The sequence below is a fragment of the Paenibacillus andongensis genome, assembly GCF_025369935.1.
Lineage (GTDB): Bacteria > Bacillota > Bacilli > Paenibacillales > NBRC-103111 > Paenibacillus_E > Paenibacillus_E andongensis.
Window position 1 is genome coordinate 3815713 of the sequence record NZ_CP104467.1, and the last position, 26275, is coordinate 3841987.

Consider the following 26275-nt stretch of genomic DNA (forward strand, 5'->3'; position numbering starts at 1 on the left):
AACAAAGGAGATGTTTTATTGTGATAACGATTGAAGAGAAAAATATGGAGACGGTATCAGCGTTTATCGAGGCTTTTTGGAATCAAAGTGATATGGATTGTACAGAACAATTTTTGTCAACCGATTATCAAGAGCTCTCTTATCAATCAAAAGAAGGTCTGAAACAATTTGCTGGAAAAATACTGGAGGCATTTCCTGATAAACAATACACAGTGGAAGAGATCATAGCGCAAGGGGAGAAAGTACTCGTACGAATGGTTGTGAAAGGTACGCATAAAGGAGTGTTTTTTGGAATCGCACCTACGGGTAATTCTATAGATGTCACACTGTACCGTCAATATCGCGTCGTAGATGGTATGATAGCCGAACACCGAGGTTGGATCGATATGATGACCATGTGGCGTCAAATAAAAGCGAACTAATACCTTGGATGTAGTGAATTTTCCCCATAAGAATACTTGTAAAATCAAATCATACACTCAAAATAGGAATTTATATCGAGGAGGATCTTATATGTTGAAAATTGGAATCATATTGGGAAGTACTAGACCGGGCCGGATGAGTCCACAAGTGGGGAATTGGGTCAAAGACATTGCAGATAAACGCGGAGATGCAAGCTATGAAATCGTGGATATCGCAGATTACAAATTGCCCTTTTTTGGTGAACCGGGTAGCGAAGAACAAATCAAAAATTGGACTGAAAAATTGAATAGCCTGGATGGTTTTGTATTTGTTACGCCAGAATACAATCACAGCATTACTGGTGCTTTGAAAAATGCACTCGATTTAGCTCGTGTGGAATGGAATAACAAAGCAGCAGGTATCGTTAGTTATGGATCAACTGGCGGAGCGCGAGCGGCTGAACATTTGAGAGGCATATTAGGAGAATTACTAGTTGCTGACGTAAAAGCACATCCGACTTTATCGATATTTACCGATTTTGAGAATTATAGCACATTTAAGCCAGCAGAATTACATCTTGGGAATATCACACTTATGCTGGATCAAGTGATCGCATGGAGTGGAGCACTTCAAACCCTACGCCAATAGGTTCAGAACAAGAATCCTGCTACTACGGATAAATGAGAACTGAACTGTCACCATTTGAGAAACGCATGGCCCCTTAACTCAGGGATCAAGCGTTTTTTTGATTTGCAAAATAAACAGATTAGTGATTTGATACTTTTATACGATTTATAAATAACCTTATAGGAACGATGATGATTATGAAAATAGAATTTGAAAATAATACGATAGAATTTAATGTTCAATATGGAATTCGAAAAAAGATCTCGATTCACATCGATTCCATGGGTTTCATAACTTTAAAAGCTCCTAATGATACAAGTAAGGAAATGGTTATGAGTGCAGTGAAACAACATGGGAAAACGATCTTGGGAAAATTGCAACTCATTGCGAAGGCTCGAGAAATCCCGAAGACAAGAGAGTATCAGGATAAAGGCAAGTTCCTTCATCTTGGGAAATATGTTTTTCTCCATGAATTAATCGAGACGAATGAGTTAAATGAAGAAGAATTGAAATTGAATCTTAAAAAGTTCTATTTCTCAAGCTGCAAGAAGATAATTGGGGAAAGAATCAAAATTTATCAAACCGTGCTAAAAGTAAAACCCAAAACGATTGAGGTAGATGAGTCCAAAACCAAATGGGGAAGCTGCAGCTCGGATAAAAAAATAACCTTTAACTATCGATTAGCCATGGCTCCAATAGAAGTTATTGATTATGTCATCATCCATGAACTATGTCATCTCCTTCATATGAATCATGATCGATCATTTTGGAGACGTGTAGGAAGCATTATGCCGGATTATAAAGAAAAGGAAGCGTATTTGGCAAGGTATGGGCATGCTATGACGCTTTGAGAAACGAGAACTCAATAATAACAGGAAAAGTCAGCCGGTCTAGTGGATTGGTTGATTTTTCTCTATTTTAAGCATTTCAGAGGAGTGTAAAGCAAAAACGAATAATGAGGAGCGTTAACTAATAGAAAAGGATAATGAAGCAGGCGCCGCGACGAGCTGCTTTATTGATGATAAAGAACAGATTCAAGTGATGAACATCATTCCTTTTGGAAAACTTATCTATGTAGTTTAACAGAGGGGGTGGGCATCCATGAAAAACAAATGGTTCATTGTTTTTGTTCTAATCATTGCATCTCTAGTAACATGGCAAATTTCTTGGGCTGATGCAGCCAATAAAATGCCCGAAAAAGATTCTACGGAATTGAAGTTTCAAGATATGGTTGTGCTGTTTTTATTACCATATATGAATAACAAACTATCTGACGTGTATGCCAAGGATTTAAAAAGTGCACCAGATCTGTACCCGTATTATATTGATGTCAAACATGTTGAACGATTAAATGGGTTTCGAGGCTTTGAATTTCAGATTACACTTGAAGCAACTCCTACTGTTGGACCTCATATTCCTGTTGGCGCCGATCTCTTTACGTTTGAAGTGAATTCCGGAGAAGATGTAAAACTCGTAAAATTTGAACATTTGAAGGGGCCCAACGAAAAGGACTTTCCACCTAATTATAAAGACCTCTTAAATTAACATTTTACTGGACTATCGAATTGGTAATATGGATTACACTTAATGTTATTAATAATTAATATGATTTAATAATTTCAAATAAATTGAGGGATTGGTCTAGCGATGGAAGGCGTGATTAGACAGCTATGGGACATAATAACTAGAGCAATGAAAACGTTGCAGTTGATAGCGTAGAACTGAACTGAGATAATATAACAAAAAGCTAATAATAAGGAGATACGATGACTGAGAAAAGTACAATGTTAGAAACAGGATGGAACTTCGACAACAGTTATGCTCGTCTGCCGGAATCTCTTTTTACCAGACTTCATCCAGCTCCTGTGCGCTCACCGGAGGTAGCCATTCTTAATGATCAGTTGGCAACATCCTTGGGATTATCCGTACAATCACTGCAAAGCAATGCAGGGGCAGCGGCGCTTGCTGGTAACCAGATTCCTGAAGGCGCTATGCCTCTGGCCCAAGCCTATGCGGGGCATCAATTTGGACATTTTAACCGTTTAGGGGATGGCCGGGCTCTGCTTCTTGGCGAACAGATCACTCCCCAAGGCACACGGGTTGATATTCATCTTAAAGGTTCAGGCAGGACGCCATACTCCCGCGGGGGAGATGGTCGGGCTGCACTTGGCCCGATGCTGCGTGAATACATCATCAGCGAAGCCATGTATGCGCTTGGTATTCCAACAACCCGCAGCCTAGCGGTGGTAACAACCGGTGAGTCCATCATCCGTGAAACTGAACAGCCTGGAGCAATTCTTACCCGCGTAGCTGCCAGTCATTTGCGCGTCGGTACCTTTCAGTATGCTGCGAAACTTGGCACCAAAGAAGACCTTCTAGCCCTGGCTGATTACACATTGCAAAGACACTTTCAAGAAGTGGATGTTGCTGATGAGAACCGCTATCTTGTCCTACTTCAGGAAGTGATCAAGCGTCAGGCTAGTCTCATTTCCAAATGGCAGCTCGTTGGCTTTATTCACGGAGTAATGAACACCGATAACATGGCGATCAGTGGAGAAACCATTGACTATGGTCCTTGCGCCTTCATGGATGCCTACGATCCGGCAACGGTATTCAGTTCCATTGACAGACAGGGACGCTATGCCTACGGTAACCAGCCCTATATTGCCGCGTGGAATCTCGCCAGATTTGCTGAAACTCTACTGCCGCTGCTGCATGAGAACGAAGAGCAAGCAGTCAAATTGGCTGAGAACGCGATTGCAAATTTTTCCGAGCTGTATCATCGCAATTGGTTCTCGGGAATGAGGGCAAAGCTCGGAATCTTTAATGGCGAACAGCAGGATGAATCTCTTATTAAAGACCTGCTCACCATGATGGAGAAATATAGTGCGGACTATACCAATACTTTTCGCGCATTAACTTTTGATAAACTGGAAGACACGGACCTTTTTAGCTCCACGGAGTTTGCTCAGTGGCAAGAGTCGTGGCAAGCGAGACTAAGCAGGCAGGAGGAAACAAAAGCTTCTTCACATCAGTTGATGCGTAGCAGCAATCCTGCGGTAATCCCCCGTAACCACCGGGTAGAAGAAGCACTAGAAACTGCGGTAAATCAAGGAGACTATAGCGTAATGGAGCGGCTTCTTGGTGTTCTTTCGAATCCCTTCGCACACTCCTCCGAACAGGCTGATTTTACACGGCCTACGTTATCAACCCAGCCTTACCGAACCTTTTGCGGTACTTAATATAGAAGAAATTTTAAAAAATAACCTGACTTTCAGGTTATTTTTTTTGTATAGGAAATTATGCAAGATGCCAATTTGTGGATAAGTGATATATCAGAACGAATACGCAGGATGCTTAGAAGTCGATTTTCGACTTCTAAGACTCTGTCGACGAGCTTCGGCTCGCAGAGATCGCTGTAAGCGCGGTAAACGCGCTTATTTGTTGGGGCGCTTCTGGATAAGTGCAGGATGGTCTGCTGAGAAGTCGATTTTCGGCTTCTCAGACTCTGTCGGCGAGCTTCGGCTCGCAGAGCTCTCGCTGTAAGCGCAGAAAACGCGCTTAATTGTTGGGGTGCTCCTGAATAAGCGCGTTTTCCGCGCTTACTCAGAACGAACGCGCAGGATGACCTGCTGAGAAGTCGATTTTCGGCTTCTCAGACTCTGTCGGCGAGCTTCAGCACGCAGAGCTCTCGCTGTAAGCGCGCTATTTGTTCTTAACAAATAGTTTTCTAGGAAATTCGCAAATATTTGTTTACATAATAATTGTTATGAAATCATGAACTTCTGAAAGACTCTTGACAATTAGTGGAAATAAGGATTTAATGATAATAACAACTTGATAATAACAAAATGTTTGTAACATCATTTCAAAATCAACGAATAGGTGATCTACATGGACAAAGAGCAACTTAGAGATAAGCAGGGACTTACAGAAATAGAGTTTTTACAGGGTTATGATGCCAGTATTTACGAAAGACCGTCCGTTACAGTAGATATGTTAATTTTCAGTGTGGTTGATGAAGAAAAAGAAAACTATAGAAAGCTACCGGAAAAGTCACTGAAACTGCTCATGGTAAAAAGGGGGGTTCATCCTTATATAGGACAATGGGCTTTACCCGGAGGCTTTGTAACAAAGGACGAAAGTATGGATGAGGCTGCCTTGCGGGAGTTAAAAACCGAGACTAATATTGATGATGTTTATATGGAACAGCTATATACATGGGGAGATGTAAATCGGGATCCTCGTACACGAGTTATAAGCTGTTCGTACATGGCACTTGTTGATGGCAGATCACTTGAGGTGAAGGCAGGGGATGATGCGGATGATGCAAGGTGGTTCAACGTTAAGTACAGTGTGCTTGAAGAGAAGAAGACGATAATAGAGAAGAACTTTGTCTTTGAAAAAGTGATAAAAATTGCTCTTTCAAACGATAAGGACACTCTTGAGGCTGTGATAAAAGTTATTGAAAAGTATGCTGGAAAAGTAATTATGGTAGAAAGAGAGATAATGGTTTCGAATGGAATTGCATTTGATCATGCGGAAATGATCCAATACGCCGTTGAGAGACTTAGGAATAAGATTGAGTACACAGATATAGCTTTCAATCTGATGCCGGAACTTTTTACATTGTCGGAGCTTCAACAGGTTTATGAGGTTACTTTGGGAAAAGAGCTGCTTTCTGCTGCATTTAGAAGAAAAATTGCGGATATGGTTATGGAAACCAATCAATTTACAAAGGATGCAGGGCATCGGCCGGCTAAGCTGTTCAGGTTCAATCCGAAATGGCGGTATTTGTAAAGCAAGAACACATATAACGAAGTTGGAGGTTAAAAATGAATTCAAACAAAAAAACGGCAAGAATTGCGGGCGTATTATTTCTCGCTGCAACAGCTGCTTATATACTAGGTAATGGACTTATAGAATCTGTTCTAAATAACCCAGATTATCTTATTCATGTTTATCCAAATAGAACCAAAGTGATCGAAGGAATGCTCCTTGAGTTCATTAATTCGGCTGCAGTTGTTGGCATTGCAATCACACTGTTTCCAATCTTAAAAAAACATAATGAAACTTTAGCGCTGGGTTACGTCTCTTTCAGGGTTATTGAGGCTATAATCCTTATAGTTGGGGCAATCATCCCTTTATTATTAATATCATTAAGTAAGGAGTATATAGAAACAGGAGCCCCGGATGCTTCCTATTTTCAAACTATAGGCACGTTAGCAATAAAAGGGAAATTATTGGCCTTTCAGTTAGCAATGCTCGTTCTTGGTCTCTATAGCTTGTTGTTTTGTTATTTATTTTATCAATCTAAACTCATTCCACGTTTACTATCAGTCCTTGGATTTATTGGATACGCATCGTTATTAACGAGCGCCTTGTTAGAGATTTTCGGCTATAGTGCAGGAATGCTTTTATTTCTTCCAGGAGCCTTATTTGAAATATTACTACCGCTATGGCTGATCGTTAAAGGATTTAAGGAGAAAACTTCATGAAGGCAATAGTATACACAAAATATGGAACTACTGACGCTCTTCAACTTAATGAGGTAGAAAAACCTATTCCCAAGGACAATGAGGTACTAATAAAAGTACATGCTGCATCCATAAATTCATGGGACTGGGATCTCCTAAGAGGTACACCGTTCTTGGTCCGCCTTGATGGGGGGCTTCTAAAACCAAAATACAACATACTTGGAGCTGACATAGCAGGGCGGGTTGAAGCGGTTGGTAGAGACGTAAAGCAGTTTCTTCCAGGTGATGAGGTATTCGGGGACATTTCCGGTTGTGGTTGGGGAGGATTTGCGGAGTTTGTATGCGCTAGTGAAAATGCATTAACGCTGAAACCAGCCAGTATGACATTCGAGGAAGCAGCGGCCATACCTCAAACGGCAGTCCTCGCCTTGCAGGGACTTCGAGATAAAGGGCAGATTCAGAAAGGACAGAAGGTTTTAATTAATGGCGCAGGTGGAGGTGTGGGGACATTTGCGGTACAGATTGCCAAGTTATTTGGGGCTGAAGTGATAGGGGTGGATCGCGCAAGGAAATTGGATATGCTGCAATCGATTGGTGAAGATCAGGTAATTGATTACATGCAAGAAGATTTCACTCAAAATGGACAGCGTTACGACCTGATCCTTGATGTTGCGGGGTATCGATCGATTTATGATTACAAGCGTGCATTAAGTCCCAAGGGTACTTATGTCATGGTCGGTGGCTCCATAGCCCGAATCTTTCAAGTGATGCTCCTAGGACCTTGGATCTCAATGATCGGAAGTAAGAAAATGGGTATCCTTATGCACAAACCAAACCAAAATGATCAAATTGTTATGAAGGAGCTTTTTGAGGCTGGTAAAGTTGTACCTGTGATAGATAGAAGTTATCCGTTAATCGAGGTTGCTGAAGCCCTCCAGTATCTTGGAGAAGGACACCCAAAAGGAAAAGTCGTCATTCGTATGGAACATTAAACAAGAAATGGCTCGGGTCAAGATGATGCTGTAAGGGCATTGAAAACAGCAATCGACCGCATTGAGGATAATGAACGTTCTTTATGCTAAAAGCACGCAAGGGCAGACCAATTTCATCATTCATCATTTAAGTGATGTGATTGATCCTTGTAGCAATACATATTCACAAAACCCGTATTTTATACATATGTACTATAATCATTAAATCCTTTTATGTATCAGTTGTTTTTATATGGTGTCATACATTATATAGAGTGAATTTCTAACGAAGCGCACATTTTTCGTGAGCTTCGTTTTTTTATGATTCTTCTTGTCTTCTATTTGGGCGGCTGTATCCGACTGTTCATAAATCCCACGCAACATTGAGACCAATGTCTTGCTTTATGCGGATTTAGTTTGATCCCTGCATATTTAGTGATTTTGCTCCAATTCGAATAGAATGCTGAGTAGCTATATGGAGTACCTCTTGAAGATATAAATAACGGTTCGGAGTCAGGCAAGTCATTGAACTTTACCTGTACATTCGCGGAATGACGTCTCTCCGAGTTCACGTACTTAATTAACAGCTTTAACGTCTCGGGGGATATACGAATGAACTTGATTCTACGCTTATAGCTGCCTTTATTGGTTGCAGCTAATTCATGTAGGTCTGATCGTTTTCGGTAATCACCAGCAGTTAGTTCTAGTATCTCTGATATTCTTGCGCCCGTTTCAAACATAAACCGAGTGATTACTTCGTCAAGTAATCGCCAACCATTGGTATCCCCTGCTTGATAAATGCGATAGGGTAGGTCCCAATCGCCAATGATCTCAGGTACCCACTCCTCATTGATGACCTTGAAGTATGAATCCGTTTGCTTTCTAAAAGATAGAGGTTCCTCGGTACCGGCTGCTTGAGGCATCCTTGGTCTGTTTGATCTTTCCCCTGGCTGCTCTGTTACACTGTCTTTGAAATCCATATCTAATAGTGGATTGGCATGTGAATACTTTTTTAAACGGATCATAGTCTTATAAAATCCTTTAATTGCGGCTAAGAAGAGTTGTACCGTTTTGGAACTTTTACTTGTTAAATAAATTCCCTCATGCCCCTCTCGACCACGGATTTTACAATGCATCTGATCTATCAAATATTGTCTAACTGCTTCCTTAACAGCCTCTGGATCGTCATCCCATTGGACCTTTTTGGCCTGGTAATGACTCTTGTGCTTTAACCAATAGAAGAATGGTTCCAGAGTATTTAAATAAGCAATTACTGAGCTCTCACTGATTCTGTTGACTTGGTCATGATAATACTCTGTAAGTGGAATGAACGCCTCCTTAGTATCATCAAATACGATAAGTCGGTATTTACTGTTCACTCCCTCAGGACAGAATATATGAAAATACGAGGCCACTACCTCCATCACCCCCATCTTTTTTTTACAAAAAAATGGACATTTCCGTTTAACGAAAACGGATGTCCACATATGATGTGTAACACTATATGAAAATATAGTAGAATCATAGATTCGTCAATGAAACTTGTAAATTAATATTACAGTGTATTTTATACATATGTCTGTAATTGTGTTTCGGGCATCCTTGACTACGATTTTCCCTGTCGGTTTGACAAGAACTTGCCCCTGGCCATTCTCTTCAGCATCGATCAGAAGCGCGATCGATACGTCCCCGCATCCATTGATTCATTAATGCCACATGAAATTAAGATTTCAATTATGTTACATTTACTTAACTCAAGTATTTACATTGGTAGAAATTAAAACCTAAACTACAAATAAGAATTACGGTTAATACAAGCGTAAAATGCTTTTTCATTTTTTTACCCCTTCCAATAGATTAAGCAGCTGTTCTAAGTTGCCGAACGGTGGTAAAATTCGCCCGTTTACATGTATCCAGCAGCATTTTCTTCTGTTTATCCGTATGGTCGAGCTTCTTGTGGAGTTCCAAGAAGCGGAACCAAAACATGTAGTTAAGTTATCGATATACTTTGTCGCGACACCATGAAACCTGTCCATCCATTCTTTCAGTCGCGAATGAAACGAATTGACATGTTGAATGTGATCATTACCTCAATTTTACCACAGATAGTAGAGTAAAGGGCTGGAGATCCCAGCCCCTCCTCATCAAACCGTACATGCAGTTTTCCCGCATACGGCTTTCCGACGTTCTTCATCCAGGGCAGTACGGTTTTACCCAAGTGCATAATGTTTTCAGTCCTGTACGTTGAAGCAGAATATGCATTTCTGACCAATTCCGCTTGCGCTTCCTATGTTTGTTATTCCAGAACAGTCTCAATCTCCTCAGGATGTACCAGTCCACTTTCGCAAGGAAACGGTTTGCCATACTTCGATCTACATCCAGATGAGCGTAGAAGTTACGCCACCCTTGGATCATAGGATTCAGTAGCCCAACCATTTGCTTTAACGGCCAGTTTAACCGTCCTCGGGATGCCGTTTCTTCGTTCAAACGAGTACGCATCTTCTTCATCGCTTTCTTCGATGGAAAGCTTCGAAGTCTATACATAACCCCCTTTTTATGGAGATGCGGCATCTTCCTATGGTGAAAGCCAAGAAAGTCAAACCCATCCTGATTCTTCCATAGACATACTAACTTTGATTTGGATGTGTTCATGGTCAACTCTAGTTTTCCGAAGATAGCCTTGAGTACATGAATAGCTTCGAGTGCCTGCGGTTTGTACCGGCATAGAATGACAAGATCGTCTGCATACCTTACTAGCTTGCCCAGATGAGAGAATTGTTTCTCCCATATCGTATCGAGGTAGTTGAGATAAATGTTGGCGAGAAGAGGAGATATTACACCGCCTTGTGGGCTACCGATCTCCGTTTTGTGCCATACGCCATCCTTCATAACGCCTGCTTCAAGCCACTGTCTAATTAACTTTAGAATGCGCCTGTCGCAGATGCGTTCTTCGACCAGTTTCATCAGCTTGCTGTGGGAGATATTATCGAAGTAGCCTGTTATATCTACGTCGACCACCCAGTTGATGACGCCCCAATTGATGCTTTCCCGGATGCTCTTTATAGCGTGGTGAGCCGACCGTTTGGGGCGAAATCCGTAAGAGCAATCTTTAAAATCTGATTCGAATATACCTTCGATCACCAGTTTGGTTGCCATCTGAACAGTCCGGTCACGGACTGTTGGAATACCCAAGGGACGTGCCTTTCCGTCCGGCTTCGGAATCTCTTTCCGTTTGACCGGAGAAGGTCGGTATTCCCCATTCATTAGCTGTTGCCTGATCTCTTCGATGAAGGATTCTTCGCCAATCTCTCGGACGATGAATTCGATTGATTGTCCATCGATGCCGGCACTTCCACGATTGGTTTTCACTCTTCTCCATGCTTCTTGCAGGATATCTTTCCGGAATACTTTGTCGTACAGCGCATGAAACTTACGCTTTGGGTTCTCCTTAGCCGCAAGATAGAGGGTATTTTGGAGTTGTCGAGCGTTTTCATTGGTGGCGTTAGCCGTGTATTCGGCATTCACTTGCTCTTACCTCCTTGATATCCCGTAAACGAAGTGGGGTATTGCCTTTCGGCGCCCTTCCCTCCCCGGGGTTATGTTGTCCGCCGGATCATTGGTAGTATGGCCCCCTCCGACTCCCTTCCCGCAGCTCGCCATTTCACCTTTGGGGCTTATAGGTTTGCTTGTTACGAAAAAAAAAACTTCGTGCGGGGGAGGGTCTCCCTAGTTCCAAACACAACTGTCTCTGCATGCCGATCCCTTTACACCGGAGGGTTCTTTTGCGCTGCATTCCAAGATCTTTGCGCGTTCCATGGCCTTCGCCGGGGCAGTCGTGGCTCGGCTCCCTCTTATCCCTCCCGGGTTCAGTTTCACGATGCGGTAGGATTCATTTTCATTACGGCCTGCAGATTTGCTTCATCGCGCGAGGCGCGACTTTTCACAGGGCTTCAGCCGCCGGATTTCGCCGACGTCTGCCTGCTAGCTACGGGGCGGCTTGGACCTTACCCCGACTGAACTTGCATCAGTAAGTTGTGCCTAGCTTGGCTAGGCGCGCACTGCCCGTTACTTTAATGATGAAACAAAAATAGAGCTGCTTCAATGCAGCTCTTGCGCTATAGTTCAATGATGACCTCCTAAAATAGATCGCAAACTGTCTTATTTACGAAGAATTCGTGAGGCATTATTAATTATCCTGCTCTTTGCGAATTGAGGTTGCCACTTGATCCGTGTGCCCAAATTTGCAACTTATTGGTTTTCCCCTATGAATCTCCACCCCATTTTAAATTTTTGTCTCGTGATGAACCTGAATTAAATATGAAAATATTGGGTATTCTACATAAAAGTTTCAATAAGAAGGACGGATTCAAAAATGAATGATTCTAAAAAATCTAATCTATGGAAAAACAGACTTCAAAATGATAATACCTTATCCATCGAAATTCCAAAACAAAATTTGAGCAATAGCATCATAGAGAATGAGCAAATTTTAAAACATATATTTCAAAATTGTTCGGATATTGTGTTTCGTGAAATAACAATTCAGTGCCGCACCAAGATGTTATTTGTTTACGTTGACGGCATGATCAATGCCGAGGTCATGATGTCAAACGTTCTAAAACCATTAATGTACAGTGGTATGCCCCAAGGCCTCGGGCCAATCGACAATGTCGCCCAGATGTTTGATCAAGAGGTCTTTTCTATTCTCCACACCAAAAAAGTTTCCTGTTTTCAAGATATAGCCGAACATATTTTAAAAGGAAATATAGCTATATTGGCCGATGGGGATGACATTGCCCTTCTTGCGGATGTGGCAGAGTTTGAAACACGAAGCATACAAGAATCTTCCGGAGAGATTACCCTTCGGGGCTCCAGAGAAAGCTTTACCGAGCATCTACGGACGAATACCACATTGCTGCGCAGGATTTTGTCAACGCCAAAGCTAAAGATGGAATCCTTACAAATCGGAAGCTTGACGAAGACCGATGTCGTCATCTCTTATATTGAAGGAATCGCTTCCGAGACTGTAATAAATGGAATTCGAGATCGTTTAAACCGAATACAGATCGATGGAATTCTTGAATCCGGGTATATCGAAGAACTCATTGAAGACCATAACTATTCGCCTTTTTCGCAAATTGGGATCACGGAGCGGCCGGACGTGGTCGCAGCTGGATTGCTTGAAGGGAAACTTGCAATCATAACCAACGGATCTCCATTTGTGCTTGTAGCCCCGATTACGTTCTGGGGAGGATTGCAGGCACCTGACGATTATTATGAAAGAATTTTGTTCGTAAACTTCAGTCGATGGATTCGCTATCTATTTATCCTCTTTTCGGTTATTTTCCCTTCTATTTATATTGCTCTAACCAATTTTAATCCGGAGATGGTTCCTCCAAAACTGATGATTACCATTACCGCCCTGCGGGAAAAGTCGCCATTTCCGACGGTGATTGAAGTCTTCTTGATGGAGCTCATGTTTGAAGGCTTACGAGAAGCTGGTATCCGTCTACCCCAACAGATTGGTCCGCTTGTGACCTTAGCTGGGGCATTAGTCATCGGTGAGGCTGCTGTGCGCGCCGGAATCATCTCTGCGCCTATTGTCATAGTCGTATCGGCTGCTGGAATCGCATCGTTTGTCATTCCGCGGTATCGGGCAGGTTTTCCCCTTCGGATATTAAGATTTCCTTTATTGTTGCTTACCGGAACATTCGGATTATTTGGATTGGCAGTTGGGATCATCGCTATTCTCATTCACCTGATTCATTTAAATTCATTCGGGACCCCTTTTCTTACCCCGCTGGCACCGCTTGTCCCTCGAAGGCTTAAGGACGTACTGATTCGCTGGCCTCTTAAGCTCGCTGCGCAAGATGAACCTAAAAAATGAGGCGGATCTTCAATGAAAAAAGCGTGGAAACTTTACTTTGCATTGCTCCTTACGATATTGTGTTTAACCGGTTGTTGGGACTTTCAGGAACCGAATCAGCTCGCATTCATTACCGGTGTAGCGTTAGATCTAACGAATGACGGACAGTTTGAAATTAGTTCACAAATCGCGATTCCCTCGGTTATTGGGGGACAAGATTCTGGCGGCGGCGGTGAAAATAAAAAAAGCTTCCGCGTCGTGTCCGCAGCCGGAAAGAACATTATGGATGCAGGACAAAACTTGCAGACTCAGATTTCCCGAGCTTTGTTTTACGGTCATCGCCAGACGATTCTCATCGGACAGCGAATGGCCGAGCATGGAGTGGGCAACTTTCTCGACATGTTTATTCGTAATCCTCAATCGGAGCTTCGTTCAACGATCTATGTTGTAAAAGACGGTTTAGGGAAAGACCTCCTTTCATTGGAGCCTATTTTTGATCCTTATACAGCGACGGCGCTGGTTAATGAACAAGCTTCTTTAGGCCTAAAACCCTATTTTTACCGAAAGTTTTTATCGGATGCTTTGAGTCAAGGCATACATCCCTTATTGCCGGCTGTCAGCTCAACGTCTTTAAAAAAGTATACATATGCGGGAACTGCCGTGTTTAACAAAGACGATGGCATGAAATTGGTGGGATTCTTAGATACGAAAAAATCCTATTACGCCAATTGGATACTGGACCGGTTAAACGGGTTTACCGTCACCGCTTTCGTCCCCGAAGGAAATGGAATCGTCAGTTTACAATTGCAATCATTAGATCGGCAAATCCGATCGAAAAAGGTCAAAGATCAAATACAAATTGAAGTTCGTCTCACAGGAAAGGGATTACTTGTCGAAAATAGTTCGAATCTCGATCCAACTAAGCGAAAGGATCTGCGAATCATCCAAGATAAGCTCAGTCAAACAACTCAGAAATCGATACAGCAGCTCATCGAAAAAGTACAAAAGCAGTATAATACGGATATTTTCGGGTTTGGTCAAAGCGTTCACGAACAACATCCACATAAGTGGAAGGCATTGAAACAAGAGTGGAATAAGATTTTCGCTGAACTGTCTGTTTCAGTCGAGGTTGATCTTCAATGCAAGGACCCGGGCCAAACGACTACCTCATTTATGGGCATTCCCTAATTAAGGTGGGGACCGAATATCGTCAGTATATGATGAAAAAATTGTAATAATGTCGAGTAGGAGGGAATTACTTGTGAAGTTGTCAGGGTGGCAAATGATTTGTACAATCGTAACGATTGAATTCGTCATGGCCGTCTGGTTGCGAATTTCGCCAGCTATCGAAATATCCAACCAGGATGCGTGGCTTTCCATTATCATTGGAGGGATTCTAGCCGCAGCTATAACTTTTTTAGTTGTTCGTTTGAGTCTACTTCACCCAAATCAAAGCTTGACGGTATTCAGCCAGAAATTGTTGGGCAAATGGCTCGGGAGAATAATCGTCCTTCCGTATTTCACCGCGTGGTATATCCTCGCCGGTGATGTACTGCGTTCGTTTGCCGACTTTATCCATCTGATTCTGCTCAACAATACGCCGGTATGGATCATCATGCTGCTTATGACGGGTTTAATGACGTATATGACCTATTCGACAGGAATTACAGGAATAGGCCGTTTTTGCGAAATAGCCGGTCCCATTACGATTTTAGTATTTATTTTCAGCTTAATATTGAATGTAGGCAACACAGAATGGCATCTAATGTTACCGGTCTATTCCGATTCAGGATGGAGAAATATTATAAAAGCGTCGTATGCTCCTGCTTCCTTCTTCGGAGAAACGTTTGTGTTATTGGTCATCGTCTCTTTTATGCAAAATCCTAAAAAGGCGCTTTCGACGTCCATGCTAAGCGTAGGTATTACGGTGTTCATGGTTCTTACAGCAACTATTATGGTGCTGCTTGTGTTTGGACCCAGTGTATCGGCCAAATTGAGATTTCCTTATTTCATGCTTGTCAGATCCATTAATATTTTTAATTTCGTTCAAAATCTCGATATCTTCATTGTTTTCATATGGGTTTTCGGTGTATTTGCTAAAATTTCCTTTTATTTGTTCATTACCAGCTATGAATTGGCGAATTTGAGCAAGACAAGAAATTGGCGGAAAATGATCTGGTTCAGCGTACCGATGATTTTTATTATTGCGCTCCTAATTCCGAATGAGTCTACAATTGTAGTGTTGCAAGAACTATGGAGATTAATTGTGATTCCGGTTTGCGCGATCGGGATTCCCCTACTATTATGGATCGTTTCCATGATTAAGCGGCGGAAACCCGCAGCAATATCCTAGCCTAGTCGTCACTAAGTAGAATAGCATCATCTTGTTTAAACATTTTCTTTTGTTCTTCTGTTAATTCCATCCCTTTATTTGTTACCCATCGCTTCCTCCTTACCATATCAGGAATGCTGATGAGTAACGTTCAACGCATAAATTTGAACTACCCTGCAGCTTCTCGACAATGCCCCTTCGCATCGTCATTTCATCTTCCACTACGCCAATTCTCATCGGATAAAGTGCCCCTCCTTTCCCGTGACACCATGCATGCTAGTGGGCGAGATTATAAATGCTAATTCTATTTCTTTTTCAAGCTATCCTTCTCTCCTCAATTTACCGACTATGAAAATATGCTTTAGACGGAGGGTTATTAAGTATGCCCATTTAACAGTAGGACTTACTCATTAAGAACTTAAGAGAAAAATGTTGGATAAACTATTAGCTGGTTAGAAATGTGCCATAGATAATAGGTCTCGGAGTAACATCCCCCGAGGCTTACGGTCCACCACGGGATGTCCTTGAAAATCTACTACATTCCATGAATCGGTATTGTGGTGATAAATCAGCAACACATTCTTTGCACCTATCGTGCCAATAGGGATTTCAATAGCCGCGTCAGATACATCCCCGTTTAGGAAACTCAATTACCAGGTATTACCACGAAGTGCATAACTCATGTAAATATATATAACCATCCAAATAAATCCAACACTTTATTACGCATAACTGCCCGTTTAACGTAACGAAGCTGCCCGACCGTGCCGGCAGCTTCGTAGTTTAAGCTAGCCCTTGGTGTATATCCCCCAAATACAGTTTGAAAATTCTCCAGCTGCAAAGGTAATTACTTCGTCGTTCTCTTTTTTAACTGACCAAATGGTAAAGTTCTTTTTTACGTTGTATATTGGGTCTATTACCGTAGCCGTCTCACCCGAGCTCTCCCATTTTTTCTTAAATATATCTATCCCATTTAGCAGAAATGACTCATCTGCAGTACTTCCGATAAACTCGAAGGAGTTCGCCAAGCGCTGTTCGCGAAGGAAAATCGCTTCGTACGCCCCAAGGCTTCGCGAAAATGCGCGCGGCGTCCGATGAATTCGGCTGGAATCTGAATTATGGCAGCATCGTGATGATCTTCCGTGGCGGCAGCATTATCCTCGCAGGCTTTCTTCAAAACATCAAGGACACGTATGACGGCGATCCGGAACTGAAAAACCTGTTCCTGGACGATTACTTCAGCAGCCAAGCGGCTTGGCGGAAAGTGGTCGCATCGCCGTCACTCACGGCATCTCGGTTCCGGCTTTCGCTTCCGATCTGGCCTATTATGACAGCAATCGGTCGGAAAAACTTCCGGCGAACTTGCTGCAAGCGCAGCGTGATTACTTCGGCGCGCATACGTTTAAGCGCGTTGACCGCGAAGGCACTTTCCACTTTCAGTGGATGGATAGCGACAAGTAAAAAAAGAAAGATTACCCTAAGCCGTATACGGCAAAGGGTAACCTTTTTTTGTAAGATTGATTACTTCATCGGTTGAATTGGATTGCTCTTCAAGATGTCTTCCACTTCTTGGTAGCCATCAGGGTAGGCAAAGTTATAGCGCGCTGGAAGTGCGAACACGTATTTGTCATTGCGCATCAGTTCGCTTGCGCCGATAGGCGCTGCGCCGATGTGGAATTTATCCTGCTGAAGCTCGTTCCATTGGTCGACAGTAAAGACGAGAATAGGGATATCCTGTCTAGGCTGTTCAGCGGTCCATTCGGGATGGCGGATGCTGAGTTTCGCGCCGCTTTCTACGACCTTATCGCCTTGCGCATCCCCTACATAAAGACCCTCCCATTTGTCCGTTACAATCGTGTACCTTTTCCAACTGTCCGGAAGTGTGAAACGGAAGCCATATTGGGTATTCTCATAGACGGTTTGGCCTACTTGACCCGTTTGTCCGCCGATTGGGATCATCGGTTGAATCGGATTGCTCTTCAAGATGCCCTCCACTTCTTGGTAGCCATCAGGGAAGGCAAAGTTATAGCGCGCCGGAAGTGCGAACACGTATTTGTCATTGCGCGCCAGTTCGCTTGGTCCGATAGGCGCTGCGCCGATGTGGAACTTATCCTGCTGAAGCTCATTCCATTGGTCGACAGTAAAGACGAGAATAGGGATATCCTGTCTAGGCTGTTCAGCAGTCCATTCGGGATGGTGGATGCTGAGTTTCGCGCCGCTTTCTACGACCTTATCGCCTTGCGCATCGCCTACGGAAAGACCCTCCCATTTGTCCGTTACGATCGTGTACCCTTTCCAACTGTCCGGCAGCGTGAAACGGAAGCCATATTGGGTATTCTCATAGACGGTTTGGCCTACTTGACCCGTTTGTCCACCGACTGGGATCATCGGTTGACTGCTTCCATCCCTTGGAGTGTCGTTGGATGAAGGCGCTGAAGGTTGATGCGGAGTAGGGTGGATGTATTTAAGCGCGTTAAAAATCATCTCAGCGGCTTGCGCGCGTGTAATCTCCGCTTTCGGATGGAAATTGCCGTTGGCGTCGAGCGTTGCAATTCCTTTGTAAATAGCGGCTTGGACCGGACCGAGATCGTCAAGGGCAATTTCGGCCTTGTCTTTAATCTCGATTACCGGGAGCTTCATCATGTGCAAAATGCTATGACCGTCAAGCGCAAGAAGCAATTCTTTGGTGAAAGTCGCTTTCGTCCATTTCTGATCCGGATCGAGATCGGCAGGAAGCTTCAGGCCGTTATTCGCCGCGATAATGAAGCTTTGCGAGTACCATGCGTCATTTTTTGCTTTTGCAAAATAGTCGGTGGCCTGCGGCGCTTTTACAAATCGGATAGCGTCTAAGTTCAAACCAAGCGCCTTGACGATCAATTGAATGCCTTGCGCAGCTGAAAGAGGAGCATTGGGCTGAAACAGGTCATTGCTGACACCCGATACGAGGCCCTGCGATTGTAGAGAAATAATTTTATCTTTGGCCGCAACCTGGTCCAGATCGGTGAAAGCTGCAGTTGCAGCAAGGCTTTGCCCAGCTAAGGTAAGGGACAATACGGCGGCAGCGGATAAGCTAAGAAGTTTTTTACGGGATTTCACTTTCTATCACCTCGTTGAGTTTTCGCTTACAGTACCTCAAACGTATGATTGGTTGAAATTGTTGCAAAAAAAATGAACTGCCGTTTGCAGTAAATTTTCGGGAATTGTTGTGCTAAACTGCCCGTTAACAGACAAAGGCAGCCGATCGTGCCGGCTGCCATCATGTCGTGATTGAACTATAGTTCCTCGTTAGCTTAACATCCCATTATTTCCTTGCCACTATCTTGAAACGTTTCCTATTGGTCTTAATTCCCTTCTCCGTTTTGCGGGTTTCTTCGGTTGTAACATACTCATAACGGCCTGATTACCAATTGTTTGCTGCAATTGCATAATGGCACTCGTATTCATCATTCGAAAACTGCTAGCCGTTGGCAATGTCGTTTTAGACAAGTTTAGGTTCGAAATCGTATTGTTCTTTGAAATGGACTGTTTCAATTATAATGCCCCCCTTATAATAACAGTAAATTTTCCGCTTCTTTCCTTTTATCCATTTTAAAAAAGCCTTGCCGTCAATTTAGGAAATTACATTCAACTGGACGTTTTCATGTTTTGGCGGAATAACGTAAGTTACCCCACACGGGGTGCCTTTTTCATGCTTTGATCACTGTCATATTCATAGCCAAGCGCCTCATACCTTAATATGTCCATACAATTTATAGTGCGGCTTGGGAGGTAAAGAGATGAACGAGAACACAGGAAATCGCCTCTGCCCGGGGGAGCTCCCGGATGTTGAACACTCGCAGACGGTTGGAAGTCGCGGCCCCGTGCTGGAGCAGGATAGCATGCTCCACGAAACACTGGAGACGTTTATCCATGAGAAACCGCTGGAGAGACCCGTACATGTCAAGGGCTGCGGCGCCTTCGGCTACTTCCAGACCGTAAACGCGATGACGGCCTACACGCAGCTGTGCTTCATGCAAAATGCGGGCCAGCAGGTCCCCGTCACCGTCAGATTTTCGCTTGCAGTCAGCAATCGGGGTACGCCGGATACGTCCCGCAACGTGCGCGGCTTCGCCACCAAGTTCTACACGGACCAGGGCGTATTCGATCTGGTCTGCAACCACATCCCGGTATTCGCCGTCCGGGACGCCATCCGCTTTCCGGAGTTTATCCGCTCCCTCCTGCCTTCACCCGTCAATAACCTAACCGAGCCGGAGCGGTTCTGGAGCTTCGTCGCCCGGGCGCCGGAAGCCACCAACTTCGTGCTTTGGCTATACTCTGACGTCGGCACGATTAAAAGCCTTCGCCACATCCCGGGCCACAGCGTCAATACCTACGTCTGGGAAAACGCGCAAGGCGTGCGCACCTACGTCAAATATCACTGGATGCCTCTTGCCGGCATTCAGTACATCGATCAGCGAGAAGCCTCCCGACTGTCAGGCGAGAATCCCGATTATGCCGCTAAGGATTTGTTCGATACCCTGCAGGCGGGCAAAGCGGTGGAATACGGCCTTTACGTGCAGCTGATGAACCCTCAAGACGAGACCACCCTCCCCTTCGACCCGCTGGACGATACGAAAATATGGGATGAGCGGCAGTATCCGCTGCAGTCGGTCGGCAGACTGGTCTTGAACCGCAATCCGGATAACTATAGCGAACAGGTCGAGAAGCTGGCCTTCTCCCCTGCGAACCTGCTGACAGGCGCAGAGCTGTCGGACGATAAACTGCTGCAAGGGCGCTCTAACATTTACTGGGATTCGCAGCGGCGACGGCTTGGTCCGGATTTCCGCAGCATTCCGATCAATCATCAGCAGCACTGGTCGCCGGACTCCCAAGTGACCAGCGGCAACGGAAGATTCGTGGAAGGCCGCCTCGAGCGTACGGACATCCCGAAGCAGGATGACTTCATGCAGGCGGGTGAGTTCTACCGATCGCTTGCGCCGCTGCAGCAAGAGCATTTGTTTGCGAACCTAACCGGCGATCTTGCCCAAGTCTCGCGCGAAACGCAAAACATCGTGCTCGGCTACCTGTACAAGGCTTCTGCCGAGCTTGGAGAACGGGTCTCTCGGGCCATCCAGGGAATGACCAGGGGTTGAAAACCAAAAAGAGCCGTATTTGACAACAAATACGGCTCTTTCTTTATATAAGGTTATGATTGCAAGTCAAAGCGGTTAGCCTGCCCGTTACTTCAACGAAAAAAGGAGCAGCTGCCGGCCGCGGCGATCTGCTCCCTGGTTATTCAATTGTCTTCTCCTTGTGTTAATCATTATCCACCTGTTAGCGCAGAAGCTGCAGCCGATCGTCATAGCCGACTGTAGCTATCGTTCTCCGTTAGCTCAATGATTTAACGGTCCTAAAACATGCACCTCAAAATAATGTCCATTTGACTCTAGTGCGAGAGCCTCAAAGTGTTGCTTACTATTTAATTCATACAACTTCCCAAGTTTATCATTGGAATCCCCATTGTTTTTGGGCATTGGTACTACAATCCGCTTGATTTCTCCCAATTCTTTTCCAATATCGTTTGAAGCAACTTCATATGCAGAAACTCCATATAGCGTATCATACCATGCGATGGCACTCGGATATAAACCATTATTAGACACTGCGGTAGAAGATGCCTATGAACAGCCAGTTATCGTAAACACCAACATGATAATTGAAAAAAATTTTGCTCACAATAATCACCCCATAATTATAGACATAAAAGTGAGCGGAAATGTTACGATCCTATATCACTAACCTGCCCGTTACTTCAACAGCAATGGCAGCTGAACATTCAGGCCAGCTGCCTTTGATTTTATTCCGCTATTGTTCTGCGTTAAAATAATGACTAGCACTTTTGACTTAGCTTCTGTTCTACGTACTGTAATAACACAAAGTAACGCTGTTTTCGTAAATATTGTTTGCTATTTAAAGTGTTGAATAACTAACCGCCTATAAGAGAGGAAAGTTGGATAAACCTTAGCCCAAATGCAAATAACAAAATAACATGAACTACTTTTGAAATAAGTGATAAACGATTACTTTTTTGTTTGGCTTTTTTACATAACCAAAATGACAGAAGAGGTAGAAAAATAACCAAAACTGGACCTATACCAGAAAGCATTAAAAACATGATAGCAAAGGCTGAAGAAGGACCAATCCCATGTTCTCTATTTAGCGCTATTGATTCTGGGGTATCTACTAGCGAAACAGTAACAAACAAAATCAGCAGGATGTAGTAAATGTATAGACTAAGGAGACCTAGTCCGTTTGTTCCATATTTTTTTATCTTAATTCTCAGCCTAACCCCCTAATTCACGCACTCGTTCTAAAATGATTGTACTATAGTCCCCCCCCCCCATTATTCTGCCCGTTACAGTTAAAATCCCCGCTCTTGTAATAATTTCTATTCTTTCTCCTCTTCCTTCTATAGCCTTTATCATTTCAATTACGGTACTAAAATTCATTATTACATATCCCGTTTTTTCAAATCCTTTAGGCATTTCTACTAATTTCTTCACTCGTGTTAAAAAGTAAACAATATAAGAGTTGGTCTCTTTCCAACACCAACTTGCAAATGGAATTCTATCGTCTGTTACTTCAAGCCCTGCCTCTTCCATTACTTCTCGATCTAAGCCTTCATTTATTGATTCACCAGGTTCTAGTCTTCCACCAATTGTTGTTAATACTTTCTCTTCCTGATCCCAAACCATCATCTAAAATAGGGACACAATGCACACCTCCAATGGGTTTGTCTGTTGGTAATTCAGTAATAAAGCTTAACATCTCTAAAATTCCCCATGAAAATTGGTTTTTAATATCGGTTTAAGGCAATTGTTTATAACTTAGTGATTGCAACAGTAAAATCCAACTTGTTAACGAATTAATTCGTGAGGAATACTTAAATTCCTTTTTATGTAATAAAATGTGAAAGCTCTTATTGAGCATATCTGCCCTTTAATTAAGAAGTAATAAATGAATTCCCTAAAAATATCGGCGATATAATTCTCTCCTGCGCTCTCCACGCAACTGCGCATAAATCTGTGTAGTAGATGCTTTTTCATGCCCAAGCATACCCTGAATAAATTCAAGTGGAGCACCGTTATCTAGCAATTGACAGGCATAGGTGTGACGGAATCGATGAGGATATACACTGGCAGTAATTTTCCCACGCTGTGCTAGTTTTTTTAAAGACCAACGTATTGTTGGGATAGTCAATCGACGGGTCGGATTCGTTTCGGTGACAAACAATGCTTTACAGGTATCTCCACGACTCTCCAGGTATCTCTTTAACCAAACCTTACACTCGGTAGTAAAATAAACCTCTCTTTGTTTAGAACCCTTACCATTCACAATTGCTGAACAGTTCTCCCAGTTCACGTCCTCAATGTTTATTTTCTGCACTTCTCCAACGCGGCAGCCCGTGCAGTATAGAAATTCCAATAGAGCATGCTCACGGTGAGATCGACAGGTAATCTTAAGATGAATAACATCCTCCTCAATTAGAAATTTCGGAATACGTTTGTCCATCTTTGGCTCTCTCAGCTTGAGAGAAGGATTCCGTGTGATATGCCCTTCTTCAAATGCAAAGCGAAAAAGGGAGCGTACAAATCGAATCCGATGACCTAAGCTGCTAGGTTTTAACCGCTCTGATACCCTAGCGAAGTAGTCTTTTAGCAAATTTATAGAGATTTCTTCAATCTCCTAGATCACCCAGTTCACCGACCAACATTTTTAGTTGTAGAAAGTATGCTTTCATTGTATGCGTACTGAATCCCAGAATACGTTTTGTCAGCTTCATACAGCATCCATAAATCCTTCAATGTCATAATAAAAACCCTCCCAAGTATTAGTATCTCTAGCTTTATAGAATTGGGAGGGTTTAATCTTTATTGCTTATTATTGTGCTAGCGTTTTTCGATATGACATGCTTTCTTTCTCATTTTGTCGACGTTGAGATTATCCATTAGTCCTTCTGGCAATTAATAATAGTGAACTTGACACAAATAAAGGTCCACATCACAATCACTCAATCCGATACATAACTTCCAAATTCTTTCCCAACAGATCACACAATTTTTCAGCTGTCGCACGCCTACTGTTTTAAGAGATCTTTCCAGTAAGCTGATATAGGAGTGGCTTAAACCTTTAATAATTCTTGCCTTCATGACGCGTCACTCTTTGCCCTTATCCTCATATCCCTGCTTTTACCCTAATCACATTTGTTTACAACTGTAAATTTCATTAAACCACTTTATTTCAGGTTAAATAACTTTATTTCAGATTAAACAACCTTATTTCATCTTGCCAACAGTACTATGTCGACCTCATAGGGATATCCTGTCTCGGACTTTTTGAGGTTCATGCGGGATGCCGGATGCTAATCTTTTGGACACTTTCAAGTTCTTGTCATTTGCTTTTGACAAGAACTTTATCCCATAAAACAAAAAAAACACGATTTACGCTGGCAAGTCATTTTTTTGATGATATCAAGTTTTCTAAGTTATATGCGTCAAAAGTAACTAAAGACACAGGAAATATCTCCCATATTTCTGGATTTAGAATACCATCAATCGTGTCGGGGAAAGTTAGTTGCGAATCAATCCTTCCTTCGCCCCCATCCAAGTTTACTTTAATCAAAAATAAAATTAATTAGGAGTGTATGAACGATGTCCGAATTAACGCAGCTAACGATTGATCGTAAAAACTCTTACTATTGGAGAGTTACTTTTAACAATCCGCCTCTAAATTTGATTGATGATAACACAATCCCTGAGTATATGAGGCTTTTGGAACTGGCTGAGGCTGATCAAGAGCTTAAAGTCATCGTGTTTGACAGCGCAAATCCAGATTTCTTCATTTCTCACTTCACCCCGGCTGCTGGAACGAAAAACCTGCTGACCCCTCGTCCAGACGGGTTGCTGCCGTGGGCTCATTTTGCTTCTCAACTGTCTAAACTCCCTGTTGTGACAATTTCCGCCATCCGTGGGCGAGCACGCGGTATCGGATCGGAATTTGTTCTTGCGACAGATATTCGTTTCGCCAGCTTGGAAAAAGCAATTCTAAGTCAATTTGAAATCGGACTCGGACTGTTCCCTGGTGGTGGCGGCCTGGAACAACTCCCAAGAGTCGTTGGCCGCGCTCGCGCGCTGGAAATCGCGCTTAGCGCCGACGATTACGATGCTGCTACGGCCGAGCGTTATGGTTGGGTCAACCGTGCGATCCCAGATGCTGAGTTTGAAAATTTCGTAGAACGGTTCGCGCAACGTGTGGCTTCCTTCGATAAACGAGCTATTACCGAAATCAAGCATCTTGTAAACATTCGTCACGATTTGCCGACTGCGCAGGAGCTTGATGAATCTATGAAAATCTTTTTCAGTGCCTACAATTGGGAAGGTCCTCCTAAACGTATTCCTATCCTCACTAAACATGGCCACGGCACATACAGCGATCTCGAACTCAATTACGGTAAAGTTCTTGGCGAAATCGACTTCAACAATGAAATAAGCCAATAGTTGACGAAGACTGCGCAGTTGGATTGGAATTTTTACGTTAAAAAAAGCGCCACAGCTACCTCAAGAACAGATAAGGTAGCTGTAACGCGACCATTCGATATTAAATCAATGGTAGCAAAATCTTCAAACACTCGCACAATTTCTTATTAAACTGAATTGATAGTCAATCTACTTCTAATCAAGACAAATAAGCTTAAAATAAGAAGAATAATTGCTGGTGCTGCATCTGACATACCTTGACCTGCATTTAAATGGGAGAACACGGCACCTGCCATCAGTAATACGAACCCCAACGATGCAAATAAAGTGATTTTGGGCTTTCTAAACCCAACTGCTAAGCCTAGTGCTCCCAAAACCTCACAAGCTCCAACAAAATACATAAAGCCTTTTGCGTATCCAAAGACTTCAGTAAACAGTACAACTTGCTGTGCATTCCCTGTAAGTTTCATAATGCCAAACATAATAAAACCAACAATCAATAATCCCTGTACAATACGTGTAGTCCACTTCATAATTACATAACTCCTTGTGTGTGATCTATTATTTTGTTCCATACAAACTTAATAACGGTTTTGCTATAAATACTGCTAATGCCATCAATACAACATTTCTCCTGCATTTTATTTATAAATTTTTTGCGCCCAATCCGATTTTTTTTAGCAATGCAGTGAGCAATTCTTTTACTTCATCGCTTACGAATGACAAATTTTGCGAGATCGTTGTCACATGTTTAGGGAATATATCATTAAATAAAATAGTTCCCTCTTCGGTCAATAGGACATTTGATCCCCTTCGATCTGTAGCACTTGCTTGCCTTTCCACGAGTCCTTTTTTCTCTAATTTATCGACTACATATGTTATGCCACCGTGAGGAATTATTCCATGTTTATGGTTATACCAGTATTATACTGTTACGCAGTGCGGAAAGTCTTTTTAAGCTCATATAGGCTTAATTCATTAATGCAACATGAATATAAGATTTCAATTATGTTACATTCGCTTAACTCTCGTTCTGCAATAGTTCAATAACGTGAAACAATTTAATTCTTTCATGAAATCATATT

23 protein-coding genes and 2 pseudogenes are annotated in these 26275 nt (G+C 42.9%); 15 read left to right on the forward strand and 10 right to left on the reverse strand.

Features of this window, described 5'->3' with window-relative positions:
* The first annotated feature begins 20 nt into the window (after nucleotides 1-20).
* From NYR53_RS16995 to NYR53_RS17035, 9 genes are all read left to right on the forward strand, one after another.
* The gene (locus NYR53_RS16995; protein ID WP_261306217.1) at nucleotides 21-422 is read left to right on the forward strand and encodes an ester cyclase; all 402 of its coding nucleotides are present in this window, start codon (nucleotides 21-23) and stop codon (nucleotides 420-422) included.
* 91 nt (nucleotides 423-513) lie between these two features.
* Nucleotides 514-1050 (forward strand): NADPH-dependent FMN reductase, encoded by a 537-nt coding sequence (locus NYR53_RS17000; RefSeq protein WP_261306218.1) that lies wholly within the window; start codon nucleotides 514-516, stop codon nucleotides 1048-1050.
* A gap of 176 nt (nucleotides 1051-1226) precedes the next feature.
* Nucleotides 1227-1880, forward strand: a complete 654-nt coding sequence (locus NYR53_RS17005) for a M48 family metallopeptidase (RefSeq protein ID WP_261306219.1) — start codon at nucleotides 1227-1229, stop codon at nucleotides 1878-1880.
* Nucleotides 1881-2130: 250 nt separating this feature from the next.
* A complete protein-coding gene (locus tag NYR53_RS17010) occupies nucleotides 2131-2574 on the forward strand; it encodes a DUF3888 domain-containing protein (protein ID WP_261306220.1) in 444 nt (147 codons plus the stop codon).
* Between the two features lie 221 nt (nucleotides 2575-2795).
* Nucleotides 2796-4271 (forward strand): protein adenylyltransferase SelO, encoded by a 1476-nt coding sequence (locus NYR53_RS17015; RefSeq protein WP_261306221.1) that lies wholly within the window; start codon nucleotides 2796-2798, stop codon nucleotides 4269-4271.
* 85 nt (nucleotides 4272-4356) lie between these two features.
* Nucleotides 4357-4575 carry a hypothetical protein gene (locus NYR53_RS17020; protein ID WP_261300461.1) on the forward strand — a complete coding sequence of 73 codons (219 nt, stop codon included), beginning with the start codon at nucleotides 4357-4359 and terminating at the stop codon, nucleotides 4573-4575.
* Between the two features lie 348 nt (nucleotides 4576-4923).
* Nucleotides 4924-5829 (forward strand): NUDIX hydrolase, encoded by a 906-nt coding sequence (locus NYR53_RS17025; RefSeq protein ID WP_261300462.1) that lies wholly within the window; start codon nucleotides 4924-4926, stop codon nucleotides 5827-5829.
* Nucleotides 5830-5864: 35 nt separating this feature from the next.
* On the forward strand, nucleotides 5865-6527 hold the full coding sequence (locus NYR53_RS17030; protein WP_261300463.1) for a DUF4386 domain-containing protein: 663 nt from the start codon (nucleotides 5865-5867) through the stop codon (nucleotides 6525-6527).
* Nucleotides 6524-7498 carry an NAD(P)-dependent alcohol dehydrogenase gene (locus tag NYR53_RS17035; RefSeq protein ID WP_261300464.1) on the forward strand — a complete coding sequence of 325 codons (975 nt, stop codon included), beginning with the start codon at nucleotides 6524-6526 and terminating at the stop codon, nucleotides 7496-7498. The genes NYR53_RS17030 and NYR53_RS17035 overlap by 4 nt, the downstream gene beginning before the upstream one ends.
* A gap of 317 nt (nucleotides 7499-7815) precedes the next feature.
* On the opposite strand, the gene NYR53_RS17040 is transcribed toward NYR53_RS17035, so the two are convergent.
* The 3 genes and pseudogenes from NYR53_RS17040 to ltrA all read right to left on the reverse strand — a co-directional run bounded on the left by NYR53_RS17040 (nucleotide 7816) and on the right by ltrA (nucleotide 11002).
* A complete protein-coding gene (locus tag NYR53_RS17040) occupies nucleotides 7816-8910 on the reverse strand; it encodes a tyrosine-type recombinase/integrase (RefSeq protein WP_261300465.1) in 1095 nt (364 codons plus the stop codon).
* Nucleotides 8911-9334: 424 nt separating this feature from the next.
* Nucleotides 9335-9567, reverse strand: a pseudogene (locus NYR53_RS17045) (IS1595 family transposase); the annotation flags it as partial.
* Between the two features lie 100 nt (nucleotides 9568-9667).
* Complete coding sequence (ltrA, locus tag NYR53_RS17050; protein ID WP_261300466.1) at nucleotides 9668-11002, reverse strand: group II intron reverse transcriptase/maturase; 1335 nt, start codon at nucleotides 11000-11002, stop codon at nucleotides 9668-9670.
* 847 nt (nucleotides 11003-11849) lie between these two features.
* Here ltrA and NYR53_RS17055 point away from each other — a divergent pair.
* The 4 genes and pseudogenes from NYR53_RS17055 to NYR53_RS17070 all read left to right on the forward strand — a co-directional run.
* Nucleotides 11850-13364, forward strand: a complete 1515-nt coding sequence (locus tag NYR53_RS17055) for a spore germination protein (RefSeq protein ID WP_437180048.1) — start codon at nucleotides 11850-11852, stop codon at nucleotides 13362-13364.
* Between the two features lie 12 nt (nucleotides 13365-13376).
* Nucleotides 13377-14531 (forward strand): Ger(x)C family spore germination protein, encoded by a 1155-nt coding sequence (locus NYR53_RS17060; RefSeq protein ID WP_261300467.1) that lies wholly within the window; start codon nucleotides 13377-13379, stop codon nucleotides 14529-14531.
* 73 nt (nucleotides 14532-14604) lie between these two features.
* On the forward strand, nucleotides 14605-15696 hold the full coding sequence (locus NYR53_RS17065; protein WP_261300468.1) for a GerAB/ArcD/ProY family transporter: 1092 nt from the start codon (nucleotides 14605-14607) through the stop codon (nucleotides 15694-15696).
* Nucleotides 15697-16685: 989 nt separating this feature from the next.
* Nucleotides 16686-17136 (forward strand): annotated as a pseudogene (locus NYR53_RS17070) (NADP-dependent phosphogluconate dehydrogenase); the annotation flags it as partial.
* Nucleotides 17137-17196: 60 nt separating this feature from the next.
* Here the strand turns inward: NYR53_RS17070 and NYR53_RS17075 are convergent.
* Nucleotides 17197-18771, reverse strand: a complete 1575-nt coding sequence (locus NYR53_RS17075; RefSeq protein WP_261300469.1) for an S-layer homology domain-containing protein — start codon at nucleotides 18769-18771, stop codon at nucleotides 17197-17199.
* 680 nt (nucleotides 18772-19451) lie between these two features.
* Between NYR53_RS17075 and NYR53_RS17080 the strand changes: the two genes are divergently transcribed.
* Entirely contained in the window at nucleotides 19452-20807 is a 1356-nt protein-coding gene (locus NYR53_RS17080) for a catalase (protein ID WP_261300470.1), read from the forward strand.
* A gap of 240 nt (nucleotides 20808-21047) precedes the next feature.
* Here the strand turns inward: NYR53_RS17080 and NYR53_RS17085 are convergent, their stop codons facing one another.
* The 4 genes from NYR53_RS17085 to NYR53_RS17100 form a co-directional block, all read right to left on the reverse strand.
* Complete coding sequence (locus tag NYR53_RS17085; protein ID WP_261300471.1) at nucleotides 21048-21317, reverse strand: hypothetical protein; 270 nt, start codon at nucleotides 21315-21317, stop codon at nucleotides 21048-21050.
* A 323-nt stretch (nucleotides 21318-21640) separates the two neighbouring features.
* A complete protein-coding gene (locus tag NYR53_RS17090; protein WP_261300472.1) occupies nucleotides 21641-21919 on the reverse strand; it encodes a hypothetical protein in 279 nt (92 codons plus the stop codon).
* 79 nt (nucleotides 21920-21998) lie between these two features.
* Nucleotides 21999-22412, reverse strand: coding sequence for an NUDIX domain-containing protein (locus NYR53_RS17095; protein ID WP_261300473.1), 414 nt, complete (start codon nucleotides 22410-22412; stop codon nucleotides 21999-22001).
* Nucleotides 22413-22680: 268 nt separating this feature from the next.
* Nucleotides 22681-23226: a tyrosine-type recombinase/integrase gene (locus NYR53_RS17100; protein WP_261300474.1), complete on the reverse strand. Its 546-nt coding sequence runs from the start codon at nucleotides 23224-23226 to the stop codon at nucleotides 22681-22683.
* A 1139-nt stretch (nucleotides 23227-24365) separates the two neighbouring features.
* On the opposite strand from NYR53_RS17100, the gene NYR53_RS17105 reads away from it, so the two are divergent.
* A complete protein-coding gene (locus tag NYR53_RS17105) occupies nucleotides 24366-25211 on the forward strand; it encodes an enoyl-CoA hydratase/isomerase family protein (RefSeq protein ID WP_261300475.1) in 846 nt (281 codons plus the stop codon).
* 146 nt (nucleotides 25212-25357) lie between these two features.
* On the opposite strand, the gene NYR53_RS17110 is transcribed toward NYR53_RS17105, so the two are convergent.
* Nucleotides 25358-25723 (reverse strand): DoxX family protein, encoded by a 366-nt coding sequence (locus NYR53_RS17110; RefSeq protein ID WP_261300476.1) that lies wholly within the window; start codon nucleotides 25721-25723, stop codon nucleotides 25358-25360.
* 112 nt (nucleotides 25724-25835) lie between these two features.
* On the reverse strand, nucleotides 25836-26090 hold the full coding sequence (locus tag NYR53_RS17115; RefSeq protein ID WP_367618673.1) for a MarR family winged helix-turn-helix transcriptional regulator: 255 nt from the start codon (nucleotides 26088-26090) through the stop codon (nucleotides 25836-25838).
* Nucleotides 26091-26275 lie beyond the last annotated feature (185 nt).

Bases quoted from the DNA above. Each gene is read 5' to 3' on its own strand.
- NYR53_RS17000 (WP_261306218.1), top strand. From the start codon at position 514: ATGTTGAAAATTGGAATCATATTGGGAAGTACTAGACCGGGCCGGATG.
- NYR53_RS17005 (WP_261306219.1), top strand. From the start codon at position 1,227: ATGAAAATAGAATTTGAAAATAATACGATAGAATTTAATGTTCAATAT.
- NYR53_RS17010 (WP_261306220.1), top strand. From the start codon at position 2,131: ATGAAAAACAAATGGTTCATTGTTTTTGTTCTAATCATTGCATCTCTA.
- NYR53_RS17015 (WP_261306221.1), top strand. From the start codon at position 2,796: ATGACTGAGAAAAGTACAATGTTAGAAACAGGATGGAACTTCGACAAC.
- NYR53_RS17025 (WP_261300462.1), top strand. From the start codon at position 4,924: ATGGACAAAGAGCAACTTAGAGATAAGCAGGGACTTACAGAAATAGAG.
- NYR53_RS17030 (WP_261300463.1), top strand. From the start codon at position 5,865: ATGAATTCAAACAAAAAAACGGCAAGAATTGCGGGCGTATTATTTCTC.
- NYR53_RS17035 (WP_261300464.1), top strand. From the start codon at position 6,524: ATGAAGGCAATAGTATACACAAAATATGGAACTACTGACGCTCTTCAA.
- NYR53_RS17040 (WP_261300465.1), bottom strand. From the start codon at position 8,910: ATGGGGGTGATGGAGGTAGTGGCCTCGTATTTTCATATATTCTGTCCT.
- NYR53_RS17055 (WP_437180048.1), top strand. From the start codon at position 11,850: ATGAATGATTCTAAAAAATCTAATCTATGGAAAAACAGACTTCAAAAT.
- NYR53_RS17060 (WP_261300467.1), top strand. From the start codon at position 13,377: ATGAAAAAAGCGTGGAAACTTTACTTTGCATTGCTCCTTACGATATTG.
- NYR53_RS17080 (WP_261300470.1), top strand. From the start codon at position 19,452: ATGAACGAGAACACAGGAAATCGCCTCTGCCCGGGGGAGCTCCCGGAT.
- NYR53_RS17095 (WP_261300473.1), bottom strand. From the start codon at position 22,412: ATGATGGTTTGGGATCAGGAAGAGAAAGTATTAACAACAATTGGTGGA.
- NYR53_RS17100 (WP_261300474.1), bottom strand. From the start codon at position 23,226: ATGGACAAACGTATTCCGAAATTTCTAATTGAGGAGGATGTTATTCAT.
- NYR53_RS17105 (WP_261300475.1), top strand. From the start codon at position 24,366: ATGTCCGAATTAACGCAGCTAACGATTGATCGTAAAAACTCTTACTAT.
- NYR53_RS17110 (WP_261300476.1), bottom strand. From the start codon at position 25,723: ATGAAGTGGACTACACGTATTGTACAGGGATTATTGATTGTTGGTTTT.